The following is a 25,827-nucleotide window of genomic DNA, read 5'->3' on the forward strand; positions in this document are numbered from 1 at the left end:
CCCCCGCGTACGCCGACGCGCACCCGATGCCCACCCGGCACACCCCCAGTCCCGCACCGGTCCGTGGCAGGCCCACCCACCGGACCGGGTGCCGCGCTGTGCCGCGCCGGGTGCCGCCCACCCACTCGCGCCGGATGCCACCCACCCCGCCTATGTCCGGCACGAACAAGAACCCCACCCCCAACACTCCCGATCGGCGCATGCCCGTGCCCCTCCCGCGCGCCTAGCCTGCGCAGGAGAGAACGTGTCAAGCGAACAAACAGCGAGCACCCCCAGGAGCCCCTCATGACCGCAATTCCGCAGGAGCGCCGCGTCGTCACCGCCATTCCCGGACCGAAGTCGACCGAACTGCAGGCCCGCCGGGTCGCCACGGTCGCCGGTGGTGTGGGGTCCGTGCTGCCCGTGTTCACGGCGCGTGCCGGGGGCGGGATCATCGAGGACGTCGACGGGAACCGGCTGATCGACTTCGGCTCCGGCATCGCCGTCACCAGCGTCGGCGCGAGCGCCGAGGCCGTGGTGCGCCGGGCGTCCGCGCAGCTCGCGGACTTCACCCACACCTGTTTCATGGTCACGCCGTACGAGGGTTACGTGGAGGTCGCCGAGGCCCTCGCGGAGCTGACCCCGGGCGACCACGCCAAGAAGTCCGCGCTCTTCAACTCCGGCGCCGAGGCCGTCGAGAACGCGGTCAAGATCGCCCGCGCCTACACCAAGCGCCAGGCCGTCGTCGTCTTCGACCACGGCTACCACGGCCGCACCAACCTCACGATGGCGCTGACCGCCAAGAACATGCCGTACAAGCAGGGCTTCGGACCGTTCGCGCCCGAGGTGTACCGCGTACCGGTGGCGTACGGCTACCGCTGGCCGACCGGTGCCGAGAACGCCGGTGCCGAGGCGTCCGCGCAGGCCATCGACCAGATCAGCAAGCAGATCGGCGCCGAGAACGTCGCCGCGATCATCATCGAGCCGGTGCTCGGCGAGGGCGGGTTCATCGAGCCCGCGAAGGGCTTCCTGCCCGCGATCGCGCAGTTCGCCAAGGACAACGGGATCGTCTTCGTCGCGGACGAGATCCAGTCCGGTTTCTGCCGGACCGGCCAGTGGTTCGCCTGTGAGGACGAGGGCATCGTCCCGGACCTGATCACCACCGCCAAGGGCATCGCGGGCGGTCTGCCGCTCGCGGCCGTGACGGGACGCGCCGAGATCATGGACGCTCCGCACGCCGGCGGCCTCGGGGGTACCTACGGCGGCAACCCGGTCGCCTGTGCCGGTGCGCTGGGCGCGATCGAGACGATGAAGGAGCTGGACCTCAACGGGAAGGCGAAGCGCATCGAGGAGGTCATGAAGGCCCGTCTGACCGCGATGCAGGAGAAGTTCGAGATCATCGGCGACATCCGCGGCCGGGGCGCCATGATCGCGATCGAGCTGGTGAAGGACCGCGACACCAAGGAGCCGAACGCGGCCGCCGCGGGCGCGCTCGCCCAGGCGTGCCACGCTGAGGGTCTGCTGGTGCTGACCTGTGGCACCTACGGCAATGTGCTCCGTTTCCTGCCTCCCCTGGTGATCGGCGAGGACCTGCTCAACGAGGGCCTGGACATCATCGAGCAGGCGTTCGCGGGAGTCTGATCCGACCGGCCCGGCCCCGCGGCGCCCGCGCGGCGGTCCCGTACCGGATCCGGTACGGGACCGGGCCCCGGCCCTCCGCGAGCACCCGGCACCGGCGCCCCGCCGAAGCCCGCACCGCACCCGCGGCCGCCGCGCCGGGTCCGGAGCCCGTTCGGACGGAGCCTGCCCGGACGGCGCCCCGCGGGCCCGGCGCCCGGCCCCGGACGGGCGCCGTGACAGCGCCCCGCGGGCCGCGTCACCCGGGCCTTCGCACGCACGTCCGCACCCCCTCCCACCAGCGTCTCGCCCAGGTCGGCCGAAAGGTCGGGGCCTGTGAAGAAGCTGTGGCGGGATGGAGATCCGCCTGTCGGTCCCCGGGCCCCTGCCGTACGGTTTCTGCAGATGAGAGAAACACCCCGCTCGCAGGAGACTGCGGGCGGCTCCGAGGCGGAGCCTCCCCAGCACTGCCTTGGTCGTGCCACCGCGCACACCACCGGAGCCCCTGGCTCTGGAACTCCTCACCGATCGGATGGCCGCCCGCCCCAAACCCCCCGGGGCGCGCGGCAGCCCGATCCGGCCGGCTGTTTCGGAACTACCCCCCCTGTTCCGAGGCAGCCGGCCTTTCCTCGTGCGGCCCTCGCCGCCCTCCTGGTGCTCTGCGTGGCCGGGTTCTCCCTGATCACCTGGCAGGTCGCCGCCGGGGGGCCGCTGCGGTCACTCGACGAGCGGCTGGGCACCGGGGCCTTCGGCCGGGGACCCGAGCCGCTCACCGAGCTGCTCGCCGACCTCGGCGGTATGCCCGTCGCGCTGCCGGTGCTCGCCGCCGCCCTCGCGTACACCGTCCGGCGCGAACGCCACACACGGCACACACGGCACGAGCGAGGCGAGCGAGGCGAGCAGCGCCGACGGCCAAGGGGGCGCACCGGAGCCGGCAGGCGTGATGACATCCTCGCCGCCGTCCTCGCCATGGCGGCCGTGCCCGTGCTCGTGATCCCCCTGAAGGCGCTGGTCGACCGGCCGGGCCCGCTGACGGAGGCGACCGGCTACTACCCCTCCGGGCACACCGCCACCGCGATGGCCGCCTACTGCGGCGCGGCCCTGCTCCTTCGGCCGTATCTCCCCCGGGCCCTCACGACATGGGCGATGCCCGCCGCCCTGCTCCTCACCCTGGCGACGGGCATCGGTCTGGTGTTCCGCGGCTACCACTGGCCTCTGGACGTCATCGGCAGCTGGTGCCTGTGCGGGGCGGTGCTGCTGATCAGCTCCATCGGTAGGCGTCGAAGTTCCGGGAGAACTCCCACTGGTTGTAGCGGTCCCAGTTGATGGACCAGGTCATCAGTCCGCGCAGGGCGGGCCAGGTGCCATGGGTCTGGTACGAACCGCAGTTGGCCTTCTTCGTCAGGCAGTCCAGCGTCCTCGTGACCTCCGCGGGCGAGGTGTGCCCGTTGCCCGCCTGGGTGGAGGCGGGCATACCGATGGCCATCTGCTCGGGCCGCAGCGGCGGGAAGAACCTCGACTGATTGCCCGCGACCGGGAATCCGGTGAGCATCATGTCGGCCATGGCGATATGGAAGTCCGCGTTCCCCATGGTGTGGTACTGGTTGTCGAGGCCCATGATCGGACCCGAGTTGTAGTGCTGGACGTGGAGCAGGGTCAGATCGTCGCGCAGGGCGTGGATGACCGGCAGATAGGAGCCCGCGCGCGGGTCCTGGCCGCCCCAGGGGCCGGAGCCGTAGAACTGGTAGCCGAGCTGGACGAAGAACGTCTCCGGGGCCATCGTGAGGACGAAGCCGGAGCCGTACTTCGCCTTCAGGGTCTTGACCGCCTGGATCAGATTGACGACCACGGGCGTGGTGGGTGAGCGGAAGTCCGTGTCGCCGGTGTTCAGCGACAGGGAGTGGCCCTCGAAGTCGATGTCGAGTCCGTCGAGGCCGTACTCGTCGATGATCTTCGATACGGAGCTGACGAACGCGTCCCGCGCTCCCGTCGAGCCGAGCTGGACCTGGCCGTTCTGGCCGCCGATGGAGATCAGGACCTTCTTGCCCGCGGCCTGCTTGGCCTTGACGGCGGCCTTGAACTCGGCCGGTGACTCGACGTTCGGGCACTCGGTGACCGGACAGAGACTGAAGCGGATGTCGCCGGAGGTGACCGAGGTCGGTTCGCCGAAGGCGAGGTTGATGACGTCCCAGGACTCGGGCACGTCCGCCATGCGCGTATAGCCGGAGCCGTTGGCGAAGCTGGTGTGCAGATAGCCGACGAGGGCGTGGGCCGGAAGGCCGCCGCCGGGGTTGCCGCCTCCGCCGCTGGTGGTCGTGGCGCTCACGGCGGCGGACTTCGCCGACTCACCCGCGCTGTTGGTCGCGGTGACCTGGAAGCTGTACGGGGTGGAGGGCGTCAGCCCGCTCACGGTGGCCGACGGACCGCTCACCGAGAGGACCTTGGACGCGCCCTGGTAGACGTTGTAGCCGGTGGCTCCGGCGACGGGGTTCCAGTTGAGCGGTACGGAGGTGGAGGTGGGGGAGCCCGCGGCCAGGCCGGCGGGGGCGGCCGGTATCTGGACCGGACCGCCGCCCGGGCCGAACAGGGAGATGTCGTCCGCGTGGTAGGCGGGGGTGCCGTACCAGCCGTGGGTGTAGAGGGTGACCGAGGTGGTGGAGGCTCCGGTGCGGAAGCCCGTGGAGAGCTTCTGCCAGCCGGACGCGGACGGTGTCCAGGTGGAGACGTCCGTGGTCCCGGTGCCGGAGGCGCCGAGATAGACATAGCCGCCCTGGACCCAGCCGCTGAGGGTGTAGGCGGAGTTGGGCTGGACGGTGACGGTCTGACTGCACTTGGCGTTGTCGCTGCCGGCCGGGGTCGCCTTGAGCGCCGAGGTGCCGCCGTGGACGGGGGTGGCGACGGCGGCTCCGCTGCCCGCCGAGCAGCTCCAGCCGGCGAGGCCGGCCTCGAAGCCGCCGTTGACGGCGAGTTCGCTGTCCGCCGCCTCCGCCGTGGTCGTCGAGGCGACGAGGCCGCCGATGGTGAGGAGTGCCGCCGAGGCGACGGCGAGGAGTCTGCTGAGGCGCTCTCTGCGACGGCGGCTTCGGGTGCGTACCACAACTGCCTCCAGTACATGGGGGGATGGAAGCGGGAGCCACAATTTGGTCCAGACCAATCAGGTTGTCAAGACCTCTGGCACACACCCGTCCCGGCTCCCCCGCTCCGGACCCCCGGGCCGGCCCGCTCACTCCCCTTGGTGACGGGCCAGGCCCGCCGCCGCCTCGTGCATCGCCAGTTCCAGCAGGGCGGGGTCGCAGAGCGTGCCGGAGCCGTCCGGGGCGACGAGCCAGCGGACTCCTCCCCCGCCGGTCCGGCCCGGATACGGGACGACGATCCAGGTCCCCTGCCCGGCGCTGCGGATTCCGGTGCCGACCCAGTGGGCGGCGGTGCCCGGCGGCACGAAGAAGCCCATCCGGGAGTCGCCGAAGTCGGCGAGAACGGGGCCCGGCCGGTCGACCAGCCTGCCGAGCACATCGAGCGTCGGATAGCCCAGTTCGCCGGGCAGGATCAGTACGTCCCAGCGCCTGCCCGCGGGCAGCAGTGCGACCCCCAGGGGGTTGCGCTGCCACTCCCACCGGCAGGCGTCCGGATCCGGGGCCACCGATACGAGCCACTCCACCGCGGTCCTGGCTCCTGAGCCGGCCATCACAATGCCTCCCTCTGGTGTGCACGGAATGTGCCTTCACCAGGGGAGAGAGGGCTCGGCGCCGACTATGACGCGAGTTCTGCTACTCCGTAGTAGTGAACTGCGTCACGCCATGACCGGCGGTGAGGGGGCGGTGGCGGGTCCGCCGGGCGTGCGGGAGGCCGGGGCCGGAAACCCCCGGGCGGACCGGCCACGGACCCGCCGCCGCCTGCCTCCCGGCACCCGTGTCCGGCGTCCCGTGTCCCGCTTCCCGCTTCCCGCTTCCCGCTTCCCGCTTCCCGCTTCCCGCTTCCCGCTTCCCGCCACCGTGCCCGGTTCAGCTGTCGAAGCCCAGCCCCAGCCTGTCCATCGTCCGCAGCCAGGCGTTGCGCCGTCCCCCGTTCGCGTCCGCCCTCGCCAGCGACCACTTGGTGAGCCCGATCCCGGCCCAGGCGACCGGCTCCGGCGGGAACGGCAGCGGCTTGGTCCGCACCATCTCCAGCTCCGTGCGCTCGGTCCGCCGCCCGGACAGCAGATCGAGCATGACCTCCCCGCCGAAACGGGTGGCCCCGACCCCCAGCCCCGTATAGCCGGCCGCGTACGCGACCTTGCCTCCGTGGGCCGTGCCGAAGAAGGCCGAGAAGCGTGAGCAGGTGTCGATGGCACCGCCCCAGGCGTGGCTGAAGCGCACCCCCTCCAGCTGGGGGAAGTAGCGGAAGAAGTGCCGGGCGAGCTTGAGATAGGTCTCGGGCCGGTGGTCCATCTCGGCGCTGACCCGGCCGCCGTACGGATAGATCGCGTCGTAGCCGCCCCAGAGGATGCGGTGGTCGGCGGTCAGCCGGAAATAGTGGAACTGATTGGCCATGTCGCCCACGCCCTGCCGTCCCTTCCAGCCGATCGACGACAGCTGCTCCTCGCTCAGCGGCTCCGTCATCAGGGCGTAGTCGTAGACCGGGACGGTGTACGGACGCACCCGTTTGACCAGCGAGGGGAAGACGTTGGTGCCGAGGGCGACCCGGCGGGCGAAGACCCGGCCGTAGGGGGTGCGCACGGCCGCCCCGGAGGCGGAGGAGGCGATATCGAGCCCCCGGGTGTTCTCGTAGATCCTCACCCCGAGGCCGAGCGCGGCCTGCTTGAGGCCCCAGGCGAGCCTGGCCGGGTGCAGCATGGCGGTGCCCCGCCGGTCCCACATCCCGCCGAGGAAGACCGGGGAGTCCACCTGGGCGCGCATGGCGTCCTGGTCGAGGAGTTCGAGGCCGTCGAAGCCGAGCCCGGCGGCCCCCTCGTACATCTCCCCCAGTTCGGCAACCTGGTGGGGCTCGGTGGCGACGTCGATGCTCCCGGTGCGCTCGAAGTCGCAGTCGATGCCGTATCGCGCGACCGTCTCCTCGATGGCGTCGAGGTTGCGGGCGCCCAGTTCCTCCAGCCGGGTGATCTCGCCCGGCCAGCGGGCGATGCCGTTGCCGAGGCCGTGGGTGAGGGAGGCGGCGCAGAAGCCCCCGTTACGGCCCGAGGCGGCCCAGCCCACTTCGTGCCCCTCGATCAGTACGACGTCCCATCCGGGGTCGCGCTCCTTGGCGAGCAGCGCGGTCCACAGACCGCTGTATCCGCCGCCGACGACCAGCAGATCGCAGTGCTCGTCACCGGTGAGCGCCGGCAGGGGGGCGGGTCTGGCGGGGTCGTCCAGCCAGTAGGAGAGAGGCTGGGCGTCGGACAGGGACGATGCGAAGGTCATGGCGGCTGGGGCCATGGTTTCCACTCCTCACGGGGTCCGCACGGCGGCGGACCGGGGGCCTACTTCGGCAGTGTGCTGTTCTTCCGCCGGTTGCTGACGAGCTGACCGGCGACGACGATCAGTACGGCGATGGCGAACATGGCCGTGCCGATGACGTTGATCTGGACGGGTGTACCGCGCTGGGCCGAACCCCAGACGAACATGGGGAAGGTGACGGTGTTGCCCGAGTTGAAGTTGGTGATGATGAAGTCGTCGAAGGAGAGCGCGAACGCGAGCATCGCGCCCGCCGCGATCCCGGGCGCGGCGATCGGCAGCGTCACCCGCAGGAAGGTCTGTACGGGCCCCGCGTAGAGATCGCGCGCCGCCTCCTCCAGCCGGGGGTCCATCGACAGCACCCGGGCCTTGACGGCGACCACCACGAAGCTGAGGCAGAACATCATATGGGCGATGAGGATGGTCCAGAAGCCCAGCTCGGCGCCGATGTTGAGGAAGAGCGTGAGCAGCGACGCGGCCATGACGACCTCGGGCATGGCCATCGGCAGGAAGATCAGGGAGTTGATCGCGCCCCGGGCCCGGAAGCGGTAGCGGACCAGGGCGAAGGCGATCATCGAGCCGAGGACGGTGGCCCCGATCGTCGCCCAGAGGGCGATCTGGAGGGAGAGCGTGAGCGAGCCGCACATGTCGGGGACCCCGCACGGGTCCTTCCAGGCGTCGGTGGAGAACTCCCGCCAGGAGTAGTTGAACTTCCCGGCCGGCTTGTTGAAGGAGAACACCATCACGACGATGTTCGGCAGGATCAGATAGGCGAGCGTCAGCAGGCCCGCGACGACGACGAGATTGCGCCTCAGCCAGCGAAGTGGAGCCATCAGACCAGGTCCTCCGTTCCGGCCCGCCGGATGTAGACGGTGACGATGATCAGCACGATCGCCATGAGGATGAACGACAGCGCGGCCGCGGTCGGATAGTCGAGCACCCGCAGGAACTGCGACTGGATGACATTGCCGACCATCTTGGTGTCGGTGGAGCCGAGGAGTTCGGCGTTGATGTAGTCACCGCTGGCCGGGATGAAGGTCAGCAGCGTCCCGGAGACCACACCCGGCATGGAGAGCGGGAAGGTCACCTTGCGGAAGGCCGTGGCCGGGGTGGCGTACAGATCCCCCGCGGCCTCGTGCAGCCGGGGGTCGATCCGCTCCAGCGAGGTGTAGAGCGGCAGGATCATAAAGGGCAGGAAGTTGTACGTGAGACCGGTGACCACCGCGAGCGGGGTGGCGAGGACCCGGTTCCCGTCGGTCATCCCCAGCCAGTTGGTGACATCGAGGAAGCCGATCGTGCCCAGCACCTCCACCACCGGGCCGCCGTCCGCGAGGATCGTCTTCCAGGCGAGGGTGCGGATCAGAAAGCTGGTGAAGAAGGGCGCGATGACGAGGACCAGGACGAGGTTGCGCCAGCGGCCCGCCTTGAACGCGATCAGATACGCCAGCGGATAGCCCAGCAGCAGACACAGGATCGTGGCGGTGCCCGCGTACAGCACCGAGCGCACGAACTGCGGCCCGTACTCGGTCAGGGCGTCCCAGTAGGTCTGGAAGTGCCAGGTGACCTCGAAGCCCTCCTCCAGCGAGCCGGTCTGCACGGAGGTCGACGCCTGGTAGACCAGCGGCAGCGCGAAGAAGACCAGCAGCCACAGGATGCCGGGGAGCAGCAGCCAGTACGGCACGAGTCTGCGGCGCACCGGCCGCTTGTGCACGACGGGTTCGGTGGCCGGGGGCTTCGGCGGTGCTTCGGCGACGGTGCTCATGCCGCCTCCGTGTCTGTGGCCACACCCGCGGAGCCCACGGTCCCGGCCAGCACGGACTGGGCCGCGTCGAGGCCGAAGGTGTGCTCCGGGTTCCAGTGCAGGACGACCTGGGCGCCGGGTACGAGGCGGGTGTCCCGCTCGACGTTCTGTACGTACACCTCCAGCTCCGGCGAGACGGCGCTGTCGATGCGGTACTGGGTGGAGACACCGATGAAGCTGGAGTCGGCGATGGTGCCGGTGAAACGATTCCGCCCTTCCGGGACGCTCCCGGCGTCGTCCGCGTGGACCAGGGAGATCTTCTCCGGGCGTACGCCGATGAGCAGCCGGCCGCCGGCGTCCGGTGAGGTCGCGCAGCGCCCGGCGGGCAGCCGCAGTTTCGCGTCCGCGGCGGTGACGACGACCTCGCCGCCGCTGTTGGTGACGACCTCGGCCTCGATCAGGTTCGAGGTGCCGAGGAAGTTGGCGACGAAGGTGCTCTGCGGCCGCTCGTAGAGTTCGGCGGGCGGCCCGAGCTGCTCGACGCGTCCGCCGTTCATCACCGCGACGGTGTCGGCCATGGTCATGGCCTCCTCCTGGTCGTGGGTGACATGGACGAAGGTGATGCCGACCTCGGTCTGGATGCGCTTGAGTTCCAGCTGCATCTGGCGGCGCAGCTTGAGGTCGAGCGCGCCCAGCGGTTCGTCGAGCAGCAGCACCTTGGGGTGGTTGATGAGCGCGCGGGCGACGGCGACGCGCTGCTGCTGGCCTCCGGAGAGCTGGTGCGGCTTGCGCTGGGCCTTGTCCCCGAGCTGTACGAGGTCGAGCATCTCGCCGACCTGCTTCTTCACCGACCGGATACCGCGGCGGCGCAGACCGAAGGCGACGTTCTCGTAAATGGTCAGATGCGGGAAGAGGGCGTAGCTCTGGAAGACGGTGTTGACCGGGCGTTTGTACGGCGGGAGCGCGGTGACGTCCTGTTCGCCGAGGAAGACGGTCCCCGTGGTGGGGTCCTCCAGTCCGGCGATCATCCGGAGCGTGGTGGTCTTTCCGCAGCCGGACGCGCCGAGGAGGGCGAAGAAGGAGCCCTGCGGGACGGTCAGGTCCAGGGGGTGGACGGCGGTGAAGGAGCCGTAGGTCTTGCTGATCCCGGAGAGGCGGACATCGCCGCCCGCTGTTGTGTCAGTCATGGGTCGCGGTCCCAGGGGTGTCGAGAGCAGGGGGCTCGGTGGGCTCAGGGGCACGAGGCTCGGGGAGCCGTGGGGGATCGGGCTCTGGGGGCCTGGAGGGGAGTTCAGGCGCCGATGAGCTTGGCGAACTTCTCTTCGTACGACGTCTCTTCCTCGGTGGTCAGGGAGCGGAAGGCATGGGACTTGGCGGCCATGGCCCGGTCCGGGACGATCAGCGTGTTGCCGGCCAGCTCGGGATCGATCTTGGCCAGTTCCGCCCTGACCCCGTCGACCGGGCAGACGAAGTTGATGTACGCGGCGAGCCGGGCGGCCACCGGGGGCTCGTAGTAGTAGTCGATGAGCCGGGTGGCGTTCCGCTGGTGCCGGGCCCCGGCGGGGACCATCAGGTTGTCGCTGGAGGTGATGTATCCGGGCGCGGGGATCGCGTACTGGATGTCCGGGTTGTCGGTCTGGAGCTGGATGACGTCACCGGCCCAGGCGAGACAGGCAGCCAGATCGCCCTTGTCGAGGTCCGAGGTGTAGTCGTTGCCGGTGAAGCGGCGGATCTGCTTCTTGTCGACGCCCTTCTGAAGCCGGCCGATGGCCTCGTCGAAGTCGGCGTCGGTGAACTTCTCCGGTGACTTGCCGAGGTCGAGCAGGGTCATGCCGACGGTGTCGCGCATCTCCGTGAGGAAGCCGACGCGTCCCTTGAGGCTGGGGTCGTCCAGCAGCTGGGTGACCGAGTCGACCTTCTTCCCGCCGGTCGCCTTGGTGTTGTAGGCGATGACGGTCGAGATACCGGCCCAGGGGTAGGAGTGGGCGCGGCCCGGGTCCCAGTCGGGGCCCCGGAACTGGGGCGAGAGATTGGCGAACGCGTGGGGCAGCAGCGAAGCGTCGAGCGGCTGCACCCACCCGAGCCGGATCATCCGGGCGGCGAGCCAGTCCGTGACGTTGATCAGATCGCGGCCGGTGTCCTGGCCCGCCGCGAGCTGCGGCTGGATCTTGCCGAAGAACTCGACGTTGTCGTTGATGTCCTCGGTGTACTTGACCCTGATCCCGGTCCGCTTGGTGAACTCGGTCAGGGTCGGCCGGGTCTTGCCGTCCTCGTCGACGTCCATGTACTCGGTCCAGTTGGAGAAGTTGACCACCTTCTCCTTGTCCGAGTGGTCGTCGGAGGCGGTGGCGCCTCCTTCCCGCTTGGCGGGCGGGATGCCGCAGGCGCTCAGGGCGCCCAGGCCGCCGACGGTGAGCGCGCCGATGCCGGAGGCGCGCAGTACGGAACGGCGGGAGAGGGCACCCCGGCCGTTCGTGAGACTGCGCCGCATCGCCGCCAGCTGTGGCGCCGACAGGCCGCCGGGCTCGTTGTGATCCATGCGCTGTGCCCTTTCGGATGGAGGCCGCTGTGAGCGGACCGGCTATCTGTCCCCGAAGACGGTGCGGTGCCAGTCCTTGCGGACTTCGGCGGTGTTGTCGGACATCACATGCTTGACCTGCGTGTACTCCTCGAACGAGTACGCCGACATGTCCTTTCCGAAGCCGGATGCCCGAAGGCCGCCGTGCGGCATCTCGCTGATGATCGGGATGTGGTCGTTGATCCAGACGCAGCCCGCCTTGATCTCCCGGGTGGCGCGTCCGGCGCGGTAGACGTCCCTGGTCCAGGCGGAGGCGGCGAGGCCGTAGGGGGTGTCGTTGGCGAGCGCGATGCCCTCGTCGTCGGAGTCGAAGGGCAGGATCACCAGGACCGGGCCGAAGATCTCGGACTGGACGATCTCGCTGTCCTGGGCCGCGTCGGCGATGAGGGTGGGCAGATAGTACGCGCCGCCGTTCCCGGGTGCCTTACCGCCGGTGACGACGGTGGCGTACGCCCGGGCCCGGTCGACGAAGGCGGCGACCCGGTCGCGCTGGGCGTGCGAGACGAGCGGGCCGAGGTCGGTGGCGGGGTCGAAGGGGTCGCCGAGCCGGACGGACGCCATCACATCGGCGATGCCCTCCCGCAGCCGCTCGTAGAGCGGCCGCTGGACGTAGACCCGGGTGGCGGCGGTGCAGTCCTGGCCCGAGTTGATGAGCGATCCGGCGACCGCGCCCTGGACCGCCGCCTCGGGATCGGCGTCGTCGAAGACGACGAAGGGGGCCTTGCCGCCCAGTTCGAGGTGGAGCCGCTTGACGGTGGAGGTGGCGATCCCGGCGACCCGCTTGCCGATCGCGGTGGATCCGGTGAAGGAGGTCATGGCGACGTCCGGGTGGCCCACCAGATGCTCACCGGCGTCCCGTCCCGCGCCGGAGACGACGTTGACGACCCCCTCGGGGATGCCCGCGTCCGTGGCCGCCTGCGCGAACATCAGCGAGGTCAGCGGGGTGATCTCGGCGGGCTTGAGCACGATGGTGTTGCCCGCGGCGATCGCCGGGAGGACCTTCCAGGCCGCCATCTGGAGCGGGTAGTTCCAGGGCGCGATGGAGCCGACGACACCGATCGGCTCACGGCGTACGTACGAGGTGTGGTCGCCGCTGTACTCCCCGGCCGACTGCCCCTGGAGATGGCGGGCCGCCCCGGCGAAGAAGGCGGTGTTGTCGACCGTGCCGGGGACGTCGAACTCGGTGGAGAGCTTGATCGGCTTGCCGCACTGGAGGGACTCCACCCGTGCGAAATCGCCCGCACGCTCGGCCAGCACGGCCGCGAAGCGGTGCAGCGCGTCGGAGCGCTCCCCGGGGGTGGCCCCGGACCACTGGGGGAAAGCCTCACGGGCGGCGGCGACCGCCGCGTCGACGTCCTCGGTGCCCGCCAGCTCATAGCGGTGGACGGTGTCCCCGGTCGCCGGGTCGGTGATCTCCTGGGTGCGCCCCGAGGTGCCGGGCCGCAGCCGCCCGCCGATGTGCTGCGCGCCGTCCGCGAAGCGGTCCAGCACTGGGAACCGGTCACCCATTTGACGCTCTCCGTTGTCCCGGCCCGTGGGCCGTCGCTCTGTTCTCGCCGTTTGAATGTCGAACTAGCATGAATTGAGTGCCGATCCTGACAGAGCAACCGTTCGTCAACAAGTGATTCCGTAGTTGCCTTTTGGTTACGCGACGGAATCGGTCGACCATGTGTCGCGTCCGGGCCGAAATACCCGTACGGAGTGTCAGTGGTGGATGCGAGACTCGCGTGCATGGGGATCAATGAGCTGATCCAGCAGGTCAGCAGCGGTGAACGAGTGAAGTACCTGCACTTCTGGGGGCATGCGCCGCGCCCCGACGGACGCCTCGGCCCGAGCTGCCTCAGCCAGTGGTGGCCGTCACCCTTCGTGGTCGAAGGCGTGCGTTACGCCACCGCGGAGCACTGGATGATGGCGGCCAAGGCTCGGCTGTTCGGGGACCCCGAGGCGGAGCGGCAGGCGATCGGCGCGGCGAGCCCGGCCGAGGCGAAGACGGCCGGACGGCTGGTGCGCGGATTCGACGAGGAGGTCTGGCGCCGCGAGCGCTTCGGCATCGTCCGCTCGGGCAGTGAGCACAAGTTCGGCCAGGACGCCGGCCTGCGGGACTTTCTGCTCGCCACGGGCGAGCGCGTGCTGGTGGAGGCGAGAGCCCCCGGGACCGTGTGTGGGGCATCGGCCTCTCGGCGGGCAATCCCCGGGCCCATGACCCGGCCCAGTGGCGCGGTCCCAACCTTCTGGGCTTCGCCCTGATGGAGGCCCGCACCTCACTCCGGGAGGCTCATGGCTCCGGCACCTGACCGGGCCGGCGTACGAAAGCGGCCCACCCGGCCCGCCTGACCAGCCCGTACGGCCCACCCGGTCCGTACGGCCGGCTCCGCCCGCGTACGGGAGCGGCGCTACGGGGTCCGTACGGCCGACCACCGGACCAGGCCGGTCCGGCGCCCGGGGGCAGGGCGCCGGGCAGGCGTCGGTGGAGCACTCAGCGCGGGCCGCCCGAACCGTCGATCACCAGCGTGTTCGCATACGGATCGTCGTACTCCGACACCCCGTCGCCCTCGTCGATGCCCGACGAGACCAGCGCCCACACCACCACCACGAGGAAGGCCAGCCCGATGACCGCGCCGATCGAGCCGAGGATGATGCCCGCCAATGCCTGACCGGGATTGGTCGCCTCACCCCGGTTCGCGCGCTTTCTGCCGATGATCCCGAAGATCAGCGCGAGCACCCCGAGAACGAGCCCGACGATCCCGTAGAGACAGAACAGCGCCACCGAGAGGATGCCCAGCACCATCGCGGCGACGCCCATGTTGTTCTGCGCGCCCCCGCCGGGCGCCCAGCCGCTCTGGGGATAGCTCTGGTACCCGGGATACGGGGTGTACGCACCGTAAGGATCACCCGTGCCCGGAACGGTCGGGGCACCGCCCGGGACACCCGGATAGCCATAGGGCCCCGCGGGCCCGCCCGGCGCGATCGGCGGCGGCGGTACCGCGCCCGTGCCGGCACCGGGCATCGAGGTCATCGTCGGCAGATCGTGCACATGCGGGCTGTCACCGGAGGGGGAGGGGCCCGGGTACGACGGCAGACCCCCGCCCGCGCCCGCAGCGGCACCAGGGGCCGGTGCCGGGTCCGTTCCCGCGCCGGGCTTGTCCAGCGGCACCCCGGCCCCCGCGGAAGGTGTGCCGGCGCTCTCGCTCCGCGCCTGACTGCTGTCCGGCGGCGCCCAGGGATCCCGGTCGCGCGGCTCGTGTCCGCCCTGATGATCTGCCATGGCACTCCCCCGATCGTCGTCTTGTCATGCTACGGCGTACGCCCACCCGGGGGACCGTCCGCCTACCATGATCTCGACCCATGTGGCCGATCACACCCGGAGGACCCAGATGACCGACCTGCACACGTTCATCGCAGGACTCCCCAAAGCCGAACTCCATGTCCACCACGTCGGATCCGCCTCCCCCCGCATCGTGGCCGAACTGGCCGCCCGCCACCCCGACTCCAGGGTCCCCAGCGACCCGGAGGCGATCGCCGACTTCTTCACCTTCACCGACTTCGCGCACTTCGTCGAGATCTACCTCTCGGTCGTGGACCTGATCCGCACCCCGGAGGACGTCCGGCTGCTCACCTACGAGATCGCCCGTGACATGGCCCGGCAGAACATCCGCTACGCCGAGCTGACCGTCACCCCCTTCAGCTCGACCCGGCGGGGCATCGACGAGAAGGCGTTCATGGACGCCATCGAGGACGCCCGCAAGGCCGCCGAGGCCGAGTGGGGGGTGCTGCTGCGCTGGTGCTTCGACATCCCGGGCGAGGCGGGGCTCGAAGCCGCCGAGGAGACCACCCGGCTCGCGGTGGACCTGCGTCCCGAGGGACTGGTCTCCTTCGGCCTCGGCGGTCCCGAGATCGGGGTGGCCCGGCCGCAGTTCAAGCCGTACTTCGACCGTGCGATCGCGGCCGGTCTGCGGTCCGTGCCACACGCCGGTGAGACGACGGGCCCGGGGACCGTCTGGGACGCGCTCACCGAACTGCGGGCCGAGCGCATCGGCCACGGCACCAGCGCCGCCGAGGACCCCCGGCTGCTGGCCCACCTCGCCGAGCACCGCATCCCGCTGGAGGTCTGCCCGACCTCCAACGTCGCCACCCGGGCCGTCACCGATCTCGAACTCCACCCGATCCGGCGGATGGTCGAGGCCGGCGTACTGGTCACGGTGAACAGCGACGACCCGCCGATGTTCGGCACCGACCTCAACAACGAGTACGGGGTCGCCGCCCGCCTCCTCGGCCTCGACGAGGGCGGTGTCGCCGAGCTGGCCAAGAACGCGGTGGAGGCGTCGTTCCTCGACCCCGCGGGCAAGGCGCGGATCGCCGGGGAGATCGACACGTACACGGCGCAGTGGCTCGCGCGCTGACCGGTGGCGACGGCCCCGGGACCGCCCGTGCGGCGACTCCGGGGACCGGCCCCCGGGCGGGTCGGCGGACCGGGCCGACCGGCGACACTGGGCCCATGCGTGCCGTCACCGCCGTAGGGCACCGGGGCGATCCCTACCTCGTCCGCGAGAACACCCTCCCCTCCCTCCGGTCGGCCGTCGGACGGGGCGCCGACGCCGTGGAGATCGATGTACGGCTCACCCGGGACGGGGTGCCCGTGCTGCTGCACGACGCCACGCTGAAGCGGCTGTGGGGACACGACCGCCCGCTGGCGGAACTGACGTACGAGCAGGTGCGCGAGCTGACGCGGGGCGGTGTGCCGACGCTGGCACAGGCCCTGGAGGCGCTGGGCGCGCACCGGGTGATGATCGATCTGCCCGGGGCCACCGGGGAGTCCGTCCGCACGGTCGTCGGCACGGTCCACGAGTGCGGCGCGGCCGAGCGGGCGTACTACTGCGCTGGCCCGGTGACCATGCTCGCGGTACGCACCACCGATCCGTCCGCCGAGATCGCGCTGACCTGGACCTCGCTGGCGCCGCCGCGTCCCGCGCTCATCGACGCGGTCCGGCCGCGCACCCTCAACTACAGCTTCGGCCTGATCAGCCGGCAGCTCACCGACCGCGTCCACCAGGACGGCATGCTGGTCTCCGCCTGGACCGCCGACACCCGGCGGACCATGCGGAGGCTGATCGGCGCGGGTGTCGACTCGATCACGACCAACCGTGTCCACACCCTGCGCTCCCTGCTCACCGGCCCCGGCTCCCCCGCAGCCGGGGCCTCTGGAGGCCCGGGGTCCCCCTGAGGCCGCGGGGGCGCCGCCGGATCACCGGCACATGGGACACCGGACCCGCGGCACCCGGCCGGACAGCCCGATGAGCACCGGTGCGGGCAGCCGGACGGGAAGACGTCCGGTGCCGCGGGCCGGACGCGCGGGCCGCGCGTTCCGCGAACGCGTGGGGGCGGGGGCACCGGCCCCCGCCCCCACACACGGCACTACGCGTCCAGCGACGTCATCACGTGCTTGATACGCGTGTAGTCGTCGAAGCCGTACGCCGACAGGTCCTTGCCGTAGCCGGACTTCTTGAAGCCGCCGTGCGGCATCTCCGCGACCAGCGGGATGTGGGTGTTGATCCAGACACAGCCGAAGTCCAGGGCCTTGGACATCCGCATCGCCCGGCCGTGGTCCTTCGTCCAGACCGAGGACGCCAGCGCGTATTCGACGCCGTTGGCCCACTCCAGGGCCTGGGCCTCGTCCGTGAAGGACTGGACGGTGATGACCGGGCCGAAGACCTCGTTCTGGATGATCTCGTCGTCCTGCTTGAGGCCCGAGACGACGGTCGGGGCGTAGAAGTAGCCCTTGTCGCCGACGCGCTGACCGCCCGCCTCGACCTTGGCGTGCGCCGGGAGCCGGTCGATGAAACCGGAGACCTGGGCGAGCTGGTTGGCGTTGTTGAGCGGGCCGAAGAGCACGTCCTCGTCGTCCGGCTGGCCGGTCTTCGTCTCGGAGGCGGCCTTCGCCAGCGCCGCGACGAACTCGTCGTGGATGGACTCCTGGACGAGGACACGGGTGGCGGCCGTACAGTCCTGGCCCGCGTTGAAGTAGCCGGCGACCGCGATGTCCTCGACGGCCTTGGCGATGTCGGTGTCCTCGAAGACGACGACGGGCGCCTTGCCGCCCAGCTCCAGGTGGACGCGCTTGACGTCCTTGGCCGCGGAGGCCGCGACCTGCATGCCCGCGCGTACGGAACCGGTGATGGAGGCCATCGCCGGGGTGGGGTGCTCGACCATCGCGCGGCCGGTGTCACGGTCACCGCAGATGACGTTGAAGACGCCCTTCGGCACGATCGCGCCGATGATCTCGGCGATCAGCACCGTGGACGCGGGGGTGGTGTCCGAGGGCTTCAGCACCACGGTGTTGCCCGCGGCGAGCGCCGGGGCGAACTTCCACACGGCCATCATCATCGGGTAGTTCCACGGCGCGACCTGCGCGCAGACGCCGACCGGCTCACGGCGGATGATGGAGGTCATCCCCTCCATGTACTCACCGGCCGAGCGGCCCTCCAGCATCCGCGCCGCGCCCGCGAAGAAGCGGATCTGGTCCACCATCGGCGGGATCTCTTCGCTGCGGACCAGCTCCAGCGGCTTGCCCGTGTTCTCGGACTCGGCGGCGATCAGATCGTCGGCCCGCTCCTCGAACGCGTCCGCGATCTTGAGCAGGACCTTCTGGCGCTCGGCGGGGGTGGCGTCGCGCCAGGCGGGGAAGGCAGCCCCGGCAGCGTCCATCGCCGCGTCGACGTCCGACTGCCCGGAGAGCGGGGAGGTGGCGTACGCCTCGCCGGTCGCCGGGTTGATGACATCGATCGTCCGCCCGTCGGCGGCGTCCCGGAACTCCCCGTTGATGTAGTTGCGCAGACGACGCAGCTCGGTGGTCACTGTTGCCACCCTCCTGTCTGATCTCCGAATGGGTGGGTCCACCCAGGTGCACCCAGCCTAAACACACGAGTGACGCTTTCGACAGCCCCGACCCACGTCATCTTCGGATTCAGTGATATTCGATGGTCTCAACAACGAATTTCATCGCCTGGGGCTTGCAAGACGGACGCGACCGGTGCACAGTGAGTGTGTGGCCAGCCGAAGCGCAGACTCCAGGAACGGGAACGCCGGGACTTCACAGCCCCCGACGATCGACTCCGTTTCCCTCGCGATCATCGAGCAGCTCCAGGAGGACGGTCGCCGTCCGTACGCCGCCATCGGCAAGGCCGTGGGCCTGTCGGAAGCGGCCGTACGGCAGCGCGTCCAGAAGCTGCTCGACCAGGGCGTCATGCAGATCGTCGCCGTGACGGACCCGCTCACCGTGGGCTTCCGCCGCCAGGCGATGGTCGGCATCCGTGTCGAGGGCGACCTCGATCCGGTCGCCGAAGCGCTGACCGCCATGCCCGAATGCGAGTACGTGGTGATGACCGCGGGCTCCTTCGACCTGATGGTGGAGATCGTCTGCGAGGACGACGACCACCTGCTCGAAGTGATCAACAAGCGGATGCGCGCACTCCCCGGTGTGCGGTCCACCGAGAGCTTCGTGTACCTCAAGCTCAAGAAGCAGACCTACATGTGGGGAACCCGATAGCCGTGAGCCAGGACCGCAGCGACTTGTCAAAGACCGCCTACGACCATCTGTGGATGCACTTCACCCGGATGTCGTCGTACGAGAACGCCCCCGTCCCCACCATCGTCCGGGGTGAGGGCACGTACATCTACGACGACAAGGGCAAGCGCTACATCGACGGCCTCGCCGGCCTCTTCGTGGTGAACGCCGGACACGGCCGCACCGAGCTGGCCGAGACCGCGTACAAGCAGGCCCAGGAGCTGGCCTTCTTCCCCGTGTGGTCGTACGCCCACCCCAAGGCCGTCGAACTGGCCGAGCGGCTGGCGAACGAGGCCCCCGGCGACCTCAACAAGGTGTTCTTCACCACCGGCGGCGGCGAGGCGGTCGAGACCGCCTGGAAGCTCGCCAAGCAGTACTTCAAGCTCAAGGGCCAGCACACCAAGTACAAGGTCATCTCGCGCGCGGTCGCCTACCACGGCACCCCGCAGGGCGCCCTGTCCATCACCGGCCTCCCGGCGCTCAAGGCCCCCTTCGAGCCGCTGGTACCCGGCGCGCACAAGGTGCCGAACACCAACATCTACCGTGCCCCGATCCACGGCGACGACCCCGAGGCGTTCGGCCGCTGGGCCGCCGACCAGATCGAGCAGCAGATCCTCTTCGAGGGCCCCGAGACCGTCGCCGCGGTCTTCCTGGAGCCGGTGCAGAACGCCGGCGGCTGCTTCCCGCCGCCGCCCGGCTACTTCCAGCGCGTGCGGGAGATCTGCGACCAGTACGACGTGCTGCTCGTCTCCGACGAGGTCATCTGCGCCTTCGGCCGTCTCGGCACGACGTTCGCCTGTGACAAGTTCGGCTACGTCCCGGACATGATCACCTGCGCCAAGGGCATGACCTCCGGCTACTCCCCCATCGGCGCGTGCATCGTCTCCGACCGGATCGCCGAGCCGTTCTACAAGGGCGACAACACCTTCCTGCACGGCTACACCTTCGGCGGCCACCCGGTCTCCGCGGCCGTCGGCATCGCCAACCTCGACATCTTCGAGCGCGAGGGCCTCAACCAGCACGTGCTGGACAACGAGGCGAACTTCAAGGCCACCCTGGACAAGCTCCACGACCTGCCGATCGTCGGCGACGTCCGCGGCAACGGCTTCTTCTACGGCATCGAGATGGTGAAGGACAAGGCCACCAAGGAGACCTTCACCGACGAGGAGACCGAGCGCGTGCTCTACGGCTTCCTCTCCAAGGCGCTCTACGACAACGGCCTGTACTGCCGGGCCGACGACCGCGGCGACCCGGTCATCCAGCTCGCGCCGCCGCTGGTCGCCGACCAGTCGACGTTCGACGAGATCGAGCAGGTGCTGCGGGGCGTCCTCACCGAGGCGTGGACCAAGCTCTAGAGCTCGTGGGGCCGCGGGGCCCGAGTGGAGCCCCGCCCCCAGCCCGGCCGACGGCCCGGGTGCACCCATCCGAGTGGATGGAGCGCACCCGGGCCGTGTGCTTCCCCGGACCCCGCATCCGGCTGCCTAGCGTTCCCCCTGCCCCCTCGCGGGGGCGGGGGGACCCCCAGTGACCGATCAGCCCTGACCTCGTTCCCCCGTACGGGGGACGACCGATCTGATCAGAACCGAGGTGTACGCCATGGTGGCCCCACCGGACAACGATGTGATCTGGGCACGCTCGCTCCACCACACCCTCAGCGGCTCACCCGTGCTCGCGGGTGTCTCGCTCGGTGTGCGCGAGGGCGAGATCCTCGCCGTGACCGGCCCCCGCGGCAGCGGGAAGACCACACTGCTGCGCTGCCTGTCCGGGCAGTTCGTCGCCGACGAGGGCGAGGTGCGCTTCAACGGCTCCCCCGTGCACACCCTGCCCCCGCTCCACCGCGAGCGGCTGCGCCGGGAGCGCTTCGGCTGGATCGGTCCCGAGCCCTGTCTCGTACCGGAGCTGTCCACGTGGGAGAACGCGGCCCTGCCGCTGCTGCTGCGCGGCACCCCCCGGCGGCGGGCCAAGGCCACCGCCATGGAGTGGCTGGAGCGCCTCGACGTCGGCGCCTGTGCCCGGCAGCGCCCGTACGCCCTGACCCAGGCACAGCGCCAGCGGACCGCCACGGCACGGGCACTGCTCGCCGAACCCGCCGTGCTGTTCGCGGACGAGCCCACGGCGTCCCTGCACCGCGCGGACCGCGCACAGGTGCTGCGTACGCTGCTGGCCGCGGCCCGCTCGCACCGGATCACGGTGGTGCTCGCCACCCATGACCCGGAGGTGGCGGCGCTCGCCGACCGCACGGTGACCCTGGTGGACGGCCGCCGCGTCAGCTCGCTGGCCGCTGCCGACGCGGAAGGCCGGGCCGAGTGCTCGCTCTCCGTCTAGCCCGTGGGGCCCACCCCCTGATCCTGGCGCGCCGGCTGATGGTCGCGGCGGCATCGGCGGGTGTCGGCTTTCTCCTGCTGAGCGCGCTCACCTACGCACTCGCCCACCCCGGTGAGTCCTCCGCCTCGCTGCTGCGGCTGTCGTGGTGTCTGATCCCTCTCGCCGCGACGGTGCACTTCGCCGTCGCCGTGGCGCGCACGGATCCGAGCACCCGACCGCGTTCCGGTCTGTCGGCGGTCGGTCTTGGCCCCGGGCGTCTCGCGCTGCTGGCGGCGTCCTCCACGGCCGTGTCCGGCACCCTCGGCAGTATGGTCGCCCTGCTGTTCTTCCTCCATCTGCGCGGCGATCTGGCGGGTCTCCCCTTCGACGGCGCGGCGGCGGAGCTCCTGGCCGCCGACGAGCCCCTCCCGCTCGCCGCCGCGCTGACCCTGCTGGCGCTGGTGCCGCTCGCCGCGACGGTGGCGGCGGCGCTCACCCTGCGCCCGCGTCCCGTCGAGCCGGAGCCCGCCGCCCCCGGCGGACCGGCCGGACCCCGGCGCGCGCCCGGGGGCCTGCCGTGGGGATGCGCGCTGACGGCGGCGGGCCTGGCGGTCGGTACGTACGCGGGCCGCAGCCACGCCGGCGACCCGCTGCCCCTGCCGGGTGAGATCGACGGGAACCCCGTGGGCGTCCTGGTCGGCTGGGCACTCACCGCCGTGGGCCTCGCGATCGCGGGCCCCGCGCTGACGCACTTCTGCGGCCGGCTCCTCCAGATGTTCCGGCCCGGCGCCCTCCGGCTGCTGGCGGGACGCATCCTGATGGAGGAGTCCCGCAGGATCGGCCGCCCGCTGGGCGTGGTGTGCGCGGTCGCCTCCGCCCTGATCGCGGCCTGGACGCTGTACGACGAGGGCCCCCGCCCCTTCGGCCCGCTGACCGGCCTGGGCGCGTCCCTGGTCGTCGCGTGTACGACGGCCACGCTGCTGACCTCCGCGCTGGAGGCCCGGGCGGCCAGGGCGGCCACCGTCCAGGACCTGCGGCGCCTCGGTGCCTCCGCCGGAACGCTGCGCTCGGCCGCCGCGCTGCGGGCGGGGGTCCTGCTGCTGGTCCTCACCCCGCTGACCTGGGGGGTGGCGACGCTGGCGGCGGTCCCGCTGAAGGGCTGAGGAGTCCGGTACGGCGGTCGATTACCCCGTGGGTAATCGACCGCCGTACCCCTGCGGGCGCAGGATCGTCCCCGTAGCCGCCGCTCGAAGGGGACGAGACGATGACCACCGCACCGGACACCACGCCCACCGCCGGGACCACCCGCCCCGGCCGGATCACCGCGGACAGCCGCACCACGGCGCACGCGGCCACCGCCACCGCGTCCACCCGTGCCACCGTCGAGGAGCTGCTGGCCCGGCTCCAGGAGGGCTCGCCCGAGCGTGTGGCCGACCTGTTCGCGGAGAAGGTCGACTGGCACATCGCCGAGAACCCGGCCGTCCCCTGGATCCGCCCGCGCTCGGCCCGGGCCGATGTCGCCGCCCACTTCCGCGAGCTGGCCGAGGGCCAGGTGCCCGTCCCGGAGGGGTGCTCGGTCGACGCGGTCGTCGTGGACGGCGAGGACGCGATGATCAGCGGATGGCTCATGGGCACGGTCACCACGACGGGCAAGGTCTTCCGCTCGCCGTTCGTGATGTGGGTGACAGTCCGGGGCGGTCTGATCACCCGCTATCTGATCGTCGAGGACAGCCTGGCGATCGCGGCGGCGTGCACGAGGGACTGAGGTACGCCGTCCTCTTGGCACGGTCCCCCGCCGTCCGGAGCCCCCGGGTTCACACATCCCGTTCCCGGGTGCCGGACCGGACCCCCGGCGCCCGACCGGGGATCCCCGGCGCAGGACCGGAGCGTGGCGCCGGGCCCGGGCGTGGCGCCGGACCGACCCTGCACCGGGACCGGCACCGCCCGGCACCGTCGTCAGCCCAGCACCACCACGTCCTCCGCGGCGAAGACCACCCCCACCTCGGCCCCCTCCTCGGGCGCGTCCCGCAGCCCGGCCGCCGCCTCCAGGGGCGGCCCGCCGGAGGGCCTGAGCCGCAGGGCCACGTGGTGCCCCCGGAACGTACGCCCCTCGACCGTGCAGCGCAGCCCCTCCGACACCTCCGTCAGCCCCACGCCCGCGGGCCGGACCAGCAGCCGGCACTCCCCGTCAGGGGTGCCGTCCGGTACGGGGATCTTCCCCCACACCGTGTCCGCGGCCGTCCCGCTGACCGTCGCGGCCACCACATTGTCGAAACCGAGGAAACGCGCCACGAACTCGTCGGCGGGCCGCTGCCAGACCTCCAGGGGCGCGCCCGCCTGGGCGATCCGGCCGTCCCGCATCACGACGACCCGGTCGGCGAGCGCGAAGGCCTCGCCCTGGTCGTGGGTGACGGCGAGCACGGTCGTGCCCAGCCGGCCGAACAGGTCCCGCAGTTCGACGACCAGCCGCTCCCGCAGGCCCCGGTCCAGCTGGCCGAGCGGCTCGTCCAGCATCAGCAGCCGGGGCTGTGGAGCGAGCGCCCGCGCCAGCGCCACCCGCTGCTGCTCCCCGCCCGAGAGTGCGGCGACCGCGCGTCGTCCGGCGCCCGGCAGCCCCACCAGTTCCAGTACATCGGCGACACGGCGCTCCCGTTCGGCCCGCCCCGTACCGCGCATACGCAGCCCGAAGCCGACATTGCCGCCGACGTCGTGCTGCGGGAAGAGCTGATGGTCCTGGAACATCAGTCCGACACCCCGCCGGTGCACCGGCACCCCCGACTGGTCGGCCCCCGCGAGCAGCACCCGGCCCCGGTCCGCGCGCCGGAGCCCGGCCACGACCCGCAGCAGGGTGGACTTGCCGCTGCCGCTGGGCCCCAGCACACAGACGATCTCGTGCTCGGCGACCTCCAGATCGACCCCGTCGAGCGCCGTCCGCGCCCCGAACCGTACGGTCACATCGTCGAGTTGGAGCAGGGCCATCAGAACTCCCCGGCTGAGGTGGTGCGGACGCGGACTCTCTCCAGCAGCAGCAGCGCCCCCGCGCACACCGCCATCAGTATCGTGCTCAGGGCCATCGCCTGCCCGTAGTTGAGTTCCCCCGGCCGTCCCAGCAGCCGTGCCACCGCCACCGGGAGCGTCGGATGGTCGGGGCGGGCGATGAACACGGTCGCGCCGAACTCACCGAGCGACACGGCGAACGCGAAGCCCGCGGCGATCAGCAGCGCCCGCCGCACCAGCGGCAGATCGACCTCCCGCCATACGCGCAGCGGTGAGGCCCCGAGCACGGCCGCGGCCTCGCGCAGCCGTCCGTCCACCGCCCGCAGGACGGGCAGCATCGTCCGTATCACGAAGGGCACCCCGACCAGGGCCTGGGCGAGCGGCACCAGGATCCAGGACGACCGCAGATCCAGCGGGGGCTTGTCCAGGGTGATCAGAAAGCCGAACCCGACCGTGACGGCCGACACTCCGAGCGGCAGCATCAGCAGCGCGTCGAAGCCCCTCACCAGCCGCCCGGCGCGACGGGTCAGGGCGGCCGCGGCCAGCCCGCCCACGACCAGCGCGATGAGCGTCGCGACGAGCGCGTACCGCAAGGAGTTCCCGACGGCGTCCAGGGGCGGTACGAGAAAGACTCCGCCGCCCTCGTCGATCGTGGCGAGGGCACGGTAGTGGTCGAACCCGTAGCCGCCGGAGGTGCTGAGCGACCGTTCGGCCAGGACGCCGAGCGGGACCAGCAGCAGCAGCGCGATCGTGCCGAGCACCGCGCCGAGCAGGGCCCACTGGCGCCCACCGCGCGGCCGCCGGGAGGTTCCCGCCGGGTCCACCAGTCTCAGCGCGGTCTCCCGTCGCCGTACGGTCCACGCGTGCACCGCGAGTACGCCCCCGACGGCCGCGAACTGGACCATGGTCAGGACGGCGGCCGTCGGCAGATCCAGCAACTGCGCGGTCTGCCGGTAGATCTCCACCTCCAGCGTGGCGTACGAGGGCCCGCCGAGGATCTGCACGACCCCGAAGGAGGTGAAGGTGAACAGGAAGACCATCAGCGCGGCCGCCGCCACAGAGGGCGCGAGCGCCGGAAGGATGACCTTCCGCCAGGCCGTGAACCGCCCGGCGCCGAGGACCCGCGCGGCCTCCTCCTGCCGCGGGTCGAGCTGGGACCACAGTCCGCCCACGGTCCGTACGACGACGGCGTAGTTGAAGAAGACGTGCGCGAGCAGGATCGCCCACACGGTGGTGTCGAGACGGACGCCCCACAGGTCGTCGAGCAGTCCGCCGCGCCCCAGCAGGGCCAGGAACGCGGTGCCGACGACGACGGTCGGCAGGACGAACGGCACCGTCAGCGCCGCCCGCAGCAGCTTCTTGCCGGGGAACTCGTAACGGGCGAACACATAGGCGCCGGGCAGCGCGATCAGCAGGGTGAGCACGGTCGAGGCGAGCGCCTGCCAGGTGGTGAACCAGAGCACGCCCTGGATGTCGGCGCGGCCGAGCACCTCGCCGATCCGGCCGAACCGCGAGCCCCCGCCGGTCTCCAGGCCGCGGCCGACGATGGAGACGACGGGGTAGGCGAAGAACACGGCGAAGAACACGGCGGGCACGGCCATCAGGCCGAGCCGCACCG

21 protein-coding genes and 1 pseudogene are annotated in these 25,827 nt (G+C 71.1%); 10 read left to right on the forward strand and 12 right to left on the reverse strand.

Going from position 1 to position 25,827, the window contains the following annotated elements:
- Window positions 1-285 precede the first annotated feature (285 nt).
- Both gabT and ACIBCM_RS29240 read left to right on the forward strand, forming a co-directional pair.
- On the forward strand, window positions 286-1,620 hold the full coding sequence (gene gabT / locus ACIBCM_RS29235; protein ID WP_399248355.1) for a 4-aminobutyrate--2-oxoglutarate transaminase: 1,335 nt from the start codon (window positions 286-288) through the stop codon (window positions 1,618-1,620).
- A 639-nt stretch (window positions 1,621-2,259) separates the two neighbouring features.
- On the forward strand, window positions 2,260-2,922 hold the full coding sequence (locus ACIBCM_RS29240) for a phosphatase PAP2 family protein (RefSeq protein ID WP_399248357.1): 663 nt from the start codon (window positions 2,260-2,262) through the stop codon (window positions 2,920-2,922).
- Here the strand turns inward: ACIBCM_RS29240 and ACIBCM_RS29245 are convergent.
- The 8 genes from ACIBCM_RS29245 to ACIBCM_RS29280 all read right to left on the reverse strand — a co-directional run bounded on the left by ACIBCM_RS29245 (window position 2,858) and on the right by ACIBCM_RS29280 (window position 12,856).
- Window positions 2,858-4,693, reverse strand: a complete 1,836-nt coding sequence (locus ACIBCM_RS29245) for a chitinase (RefSeq protein WP_399248359.1) — start codon at window positions 4,691-4,693, stop codon at window positions 2,858-2,860. The two genes, ACIBCM_RS29240 and ACIBCM_RS29245, sit on opposite strands and share 65 nt — an antisense overlap.
- A gap of 126 nt (window positions 4,694-4,819) precedes the next feature.
- Entirely contained in the window at window positions 4,820-5,281 is a 462-nt protein-coding gene (locus tag ACIBCM_RS29250; RefSeq protein ID WP_399248361.1) for a hypothetical protein, read from the reverse strand.
- A 316-nt stretch (window positions 5,282-5,597) separates the two neighbouring features.
- Window positions 5,598-7,010, reverse strand: a complete 1,413-nt coding sequence (locus ACIBCM_RS29255) for an NAD(P)/FAD-dependent oxidoreductase (RefSeq protein WP_399248363.1) — start codon at window positions 7,008-7,010, stop codon at window positions 5,598-5,600.
- Window positions 7,011-7,054: 44 nt separating this feature from the next.
- Window positions 7,055-7,861 (reverse strand): ABC transporter permease, encoded by an 807-nt coding sequence (locus ACIBCM_RS29260; RefSeq protein WP_399248365.1) that lies wholly within the window; start codon window positions 7,859-7,861, stop codon window positions 7,055-7,057.
- Window positions 7,861-8,790, reverse strand: a complete 930-nt coding sequence (locus ACIBCM_RS29265; protein WP_399248367.1) for an ABC transporter permease — start codon at window positions 8,788-8,790, stop codon at window positions 7,861-7,863. Before ACIBCM_RS29265 ends, ACIBCM_RS29260 begins: the two co-directional genes overlap by 1 nt.
- Window positions 8,787-9,956, reverse strand: coding sequence for an ABC transporter ATP-binding protein (locus ACIBCM_RS29270; RefSeq protein ID WP_399248370.1), 1,170 nt, complete (start codon window positions 9,954-9,956; stop codon window positions 8,787-8,789). The genes ACIBCM_RS29265 and ACIBCM_RS29270 overlap by 4 nt, the downstream gene beginning before the upstream one ends.
- 104 nt (window positions 9,957-10,060) lie before the next feature.
- A complete protein-coding gene (locus tag ACIBCM_RS29275) occupies window positions 10,061-11,308 on the reverse strand; it encodes a spermidine/putrescine ABC transporter substrate-binding protein (protein WP_399248372.1) in 1,248 nt (415 codons plus the stop codon).
- A gap of 42 nt (window positions 11,309-11,350) precedes the next feature.
- Entirely contained in the window at window positions 11,351-12,856 is a 1,506-nt protein-coding gene (locus tag ACIBCM_RS29280; RefSeq protein ID WP_399248374.1) for a gamma-aminobutyraldehyde dehydrogenase, read from the reverse strand.
- A 222-nt stretch (window positions 12,857-13,078) separates the two neighbouring features.
- Here ACIBCM_RS29280 and ACIBCM_RS29285 point away from each other — a divergent pair.
- A pseudogene (locus ACIBCM_RS29285) lies at window positions 13,079-13,641 on the forward strand (NADAR family protein).
- Window positions 13,642-13,823: 182 nt separating this feature from the next.
- Here ACIBCM_RS29285 and ACIBCM_RS29290 read toward each other — a convergent pair.
- On the reverse strand, window positions 13,824-14,612 hold the full coding sequence (locus ACIBCM_RS29290; RefSeq protein ID WP_399248377.1) for a hypothetical protein: 789 nt from the start codon (window positions 14,610-14,612) through the stop codon (window positions 13,824-13,826).
- A 109-nt stretch (window positions 14,613-14,721) separates the two neighbouring features.
- Between ACIBCM_RS29290 and ACIBCM_RS29295 the strand changes: the two genes are divergently transcribed.
- Both ACIBCM_RS29295 and ACIBCM_RS29300 read left to right on the forward strand, forming a co-directional pair.
- The gene (locus tag ACIBCM_RS29295) at window positions 14,722-15,747 is read left to right on the forward strand and encodes an adenosine deaminase (protein WP_399248458.1); all 1,026 of its coding nucleotides are present in this window, start codon (window positions 14,722-14,724) and stop codon (window positions 15,745-15,747) included.
- A gap of 95 nt (window positions 15,748-15,842) precedes the next feature.
- Window positions 15,843-16,568, forward strand: a complete 726-nt coding sequence (locus tag ACIBCM_RS29300; RefSeq protein WP_399248380.1) for a glycerophosphodiester phosphodiesterase — start codon at window positions 15,843-15,845, stop codon at window positions 16,566-16,568.
- Between the two features lie 191 nt (window positions 16,569-16,759).
- Here ACIBCM_RS29300 and ACIBCM_RS29305 read toward each other — a convergent pair whose 3' ends face one another.
- A complete protein-coding gene (locus tag ACIBCM_RS29305; protein WP_399248382.1) occupies window positions 16,760-18,199 on the reverse strand; it encodes a gamma-aminobutyraldehyde dehydrogenase in 1,440 nt (479 codons plus the stop codon).
- A 175-nt stretch (window positions 18,200-18,374) separates the two neighbouring features.
- Here ACIBCM_RS29305 and ACIBCM_RS29310 point away from each other — a divergent pair, with 175 nt between their 5' ends.
- The 5 genes from ACIBCM_RS29310 to ACIBCM_RS29330 all read left to right on the forward strand — a co-directional run bounded on the left by ACIBCM_RS29310 (window position 18,375) and on the right by ACIBCM_RS29330 (window position 22,977).
- Complete coding sequence (locus ACIBCM_RS29310; RefSeq protein WP_399248384.1) at window positions 18,375-18,890, forward strand: Lrp/AsnC family transcriptional regulator; 516 nt, start codon at window positions 18,375-18,377, stop codon at window positions 18,888-18,890.
- Window positions 18,875-20,263: an aspartate aminotransferase family protein gene (locus ACIBCM_RS29315; protein ID WP_399248386.1), complete on the forward strand. Its 1,389-nt coding sequence runs from the start codon at window positions 18,875-18,877 to the stop codon at window positions 20,261-20,263. The genes ACIBCM_RS29310 and ACIBCM_RS29315 overlap by 16 nt, the downstream gene beginning before the upstream one ends.
- A gap of 241 nt (window positions 20,264-20,504) precedes the next feature.
- The gene (locus ACIBCM_RS29320) at window positions 20,505-21,233 is read left to right on the forward strand and encodes an ABC transporter ATP-binding protein (RefSeq protein WP_399248388.1); all 729 of its coding nucleotides are present in this window, start codon (window positions 20,505-20,507) and stop codon (window positions 21,231-21,233) included.
- Window positions 21,215-22,375 (forward strand): hypothetical protein, encoded by a 1,161-nt coding sequence (locus tag ACIBCM_RS29325; RefSeq protein WP_399248390.1) that lies wholly within the window; start codon window positions 21,215-21,217, stop codon window positions 22,373-22,375. The genes ACIBCM_RS29320 and ACIBCM_RS29325 overlap by 19 nt, the downstream gene beginning before the upstream one ends.
- Before the next feature lie 101 nt (window positions 22,376-22,476).
- On the forward strand, window positions 22,477-22,977 hold the full coding sequence (locus tag ACIBCM_RS29330; protein WP_399248392.1) for a nuclear transport factor 2 family protein: 501 nt from the start codon (window positions 22,477-22,479) through the stop codon (window positions 22,975-22,977).
- A 191-nt stretch (window positions 22,978-23,168) separates the two neighbouring features.
- Here the strand turns inward: ACIBCM_RS29330 and ACIBCM_RS29335 are convergent, their stop codons facing one another.
- Both ACIBCM_RS29335 and ACIBCM_RS29340 read right to left on the reverse strand, forming a co-directional pair.
- A complete protein-coding gene (locus ACIBCM_RS29335) occupies window positions 23,169-24,191 on the reverse strand; it encodes an ABC transporter ATP-binding protein (RefSeq protein WP_399248394.1) in 1,023 nt (340 codons plus the stop codon).
- Window positions 24,191-25,825 carry an ABC transporter permease gene (locus tag ACIBCM_RS29340; RefSeq protein WP_399248460.1) on the reverse strand — a complete coding sequence of 545 codons (1,635 nt, stop codon included), beginning with the start codon at window positions 25,823-25,825 and terminating at the stop codon, window positions 24,191-24,193. Before ACIBCM_RS29340 ends, ACIBCM_RS29335 begins: the two co-directional genes overlap by 1 nt.
- Window positions 25,826-25,827: the final 2 nt, after the last annotated feature.

Origin of the sequence: Streptomyces sp. NPDC051018, from assembly GCF_044456085.1 — a bacterium.
In the GTDB taxonomy this organism is placed as follows: domain Bacteria; phylum Actinomycetota; class Actinomycetes; order Streptomycetales; family Streptomycetaceae; genus Streptomyces.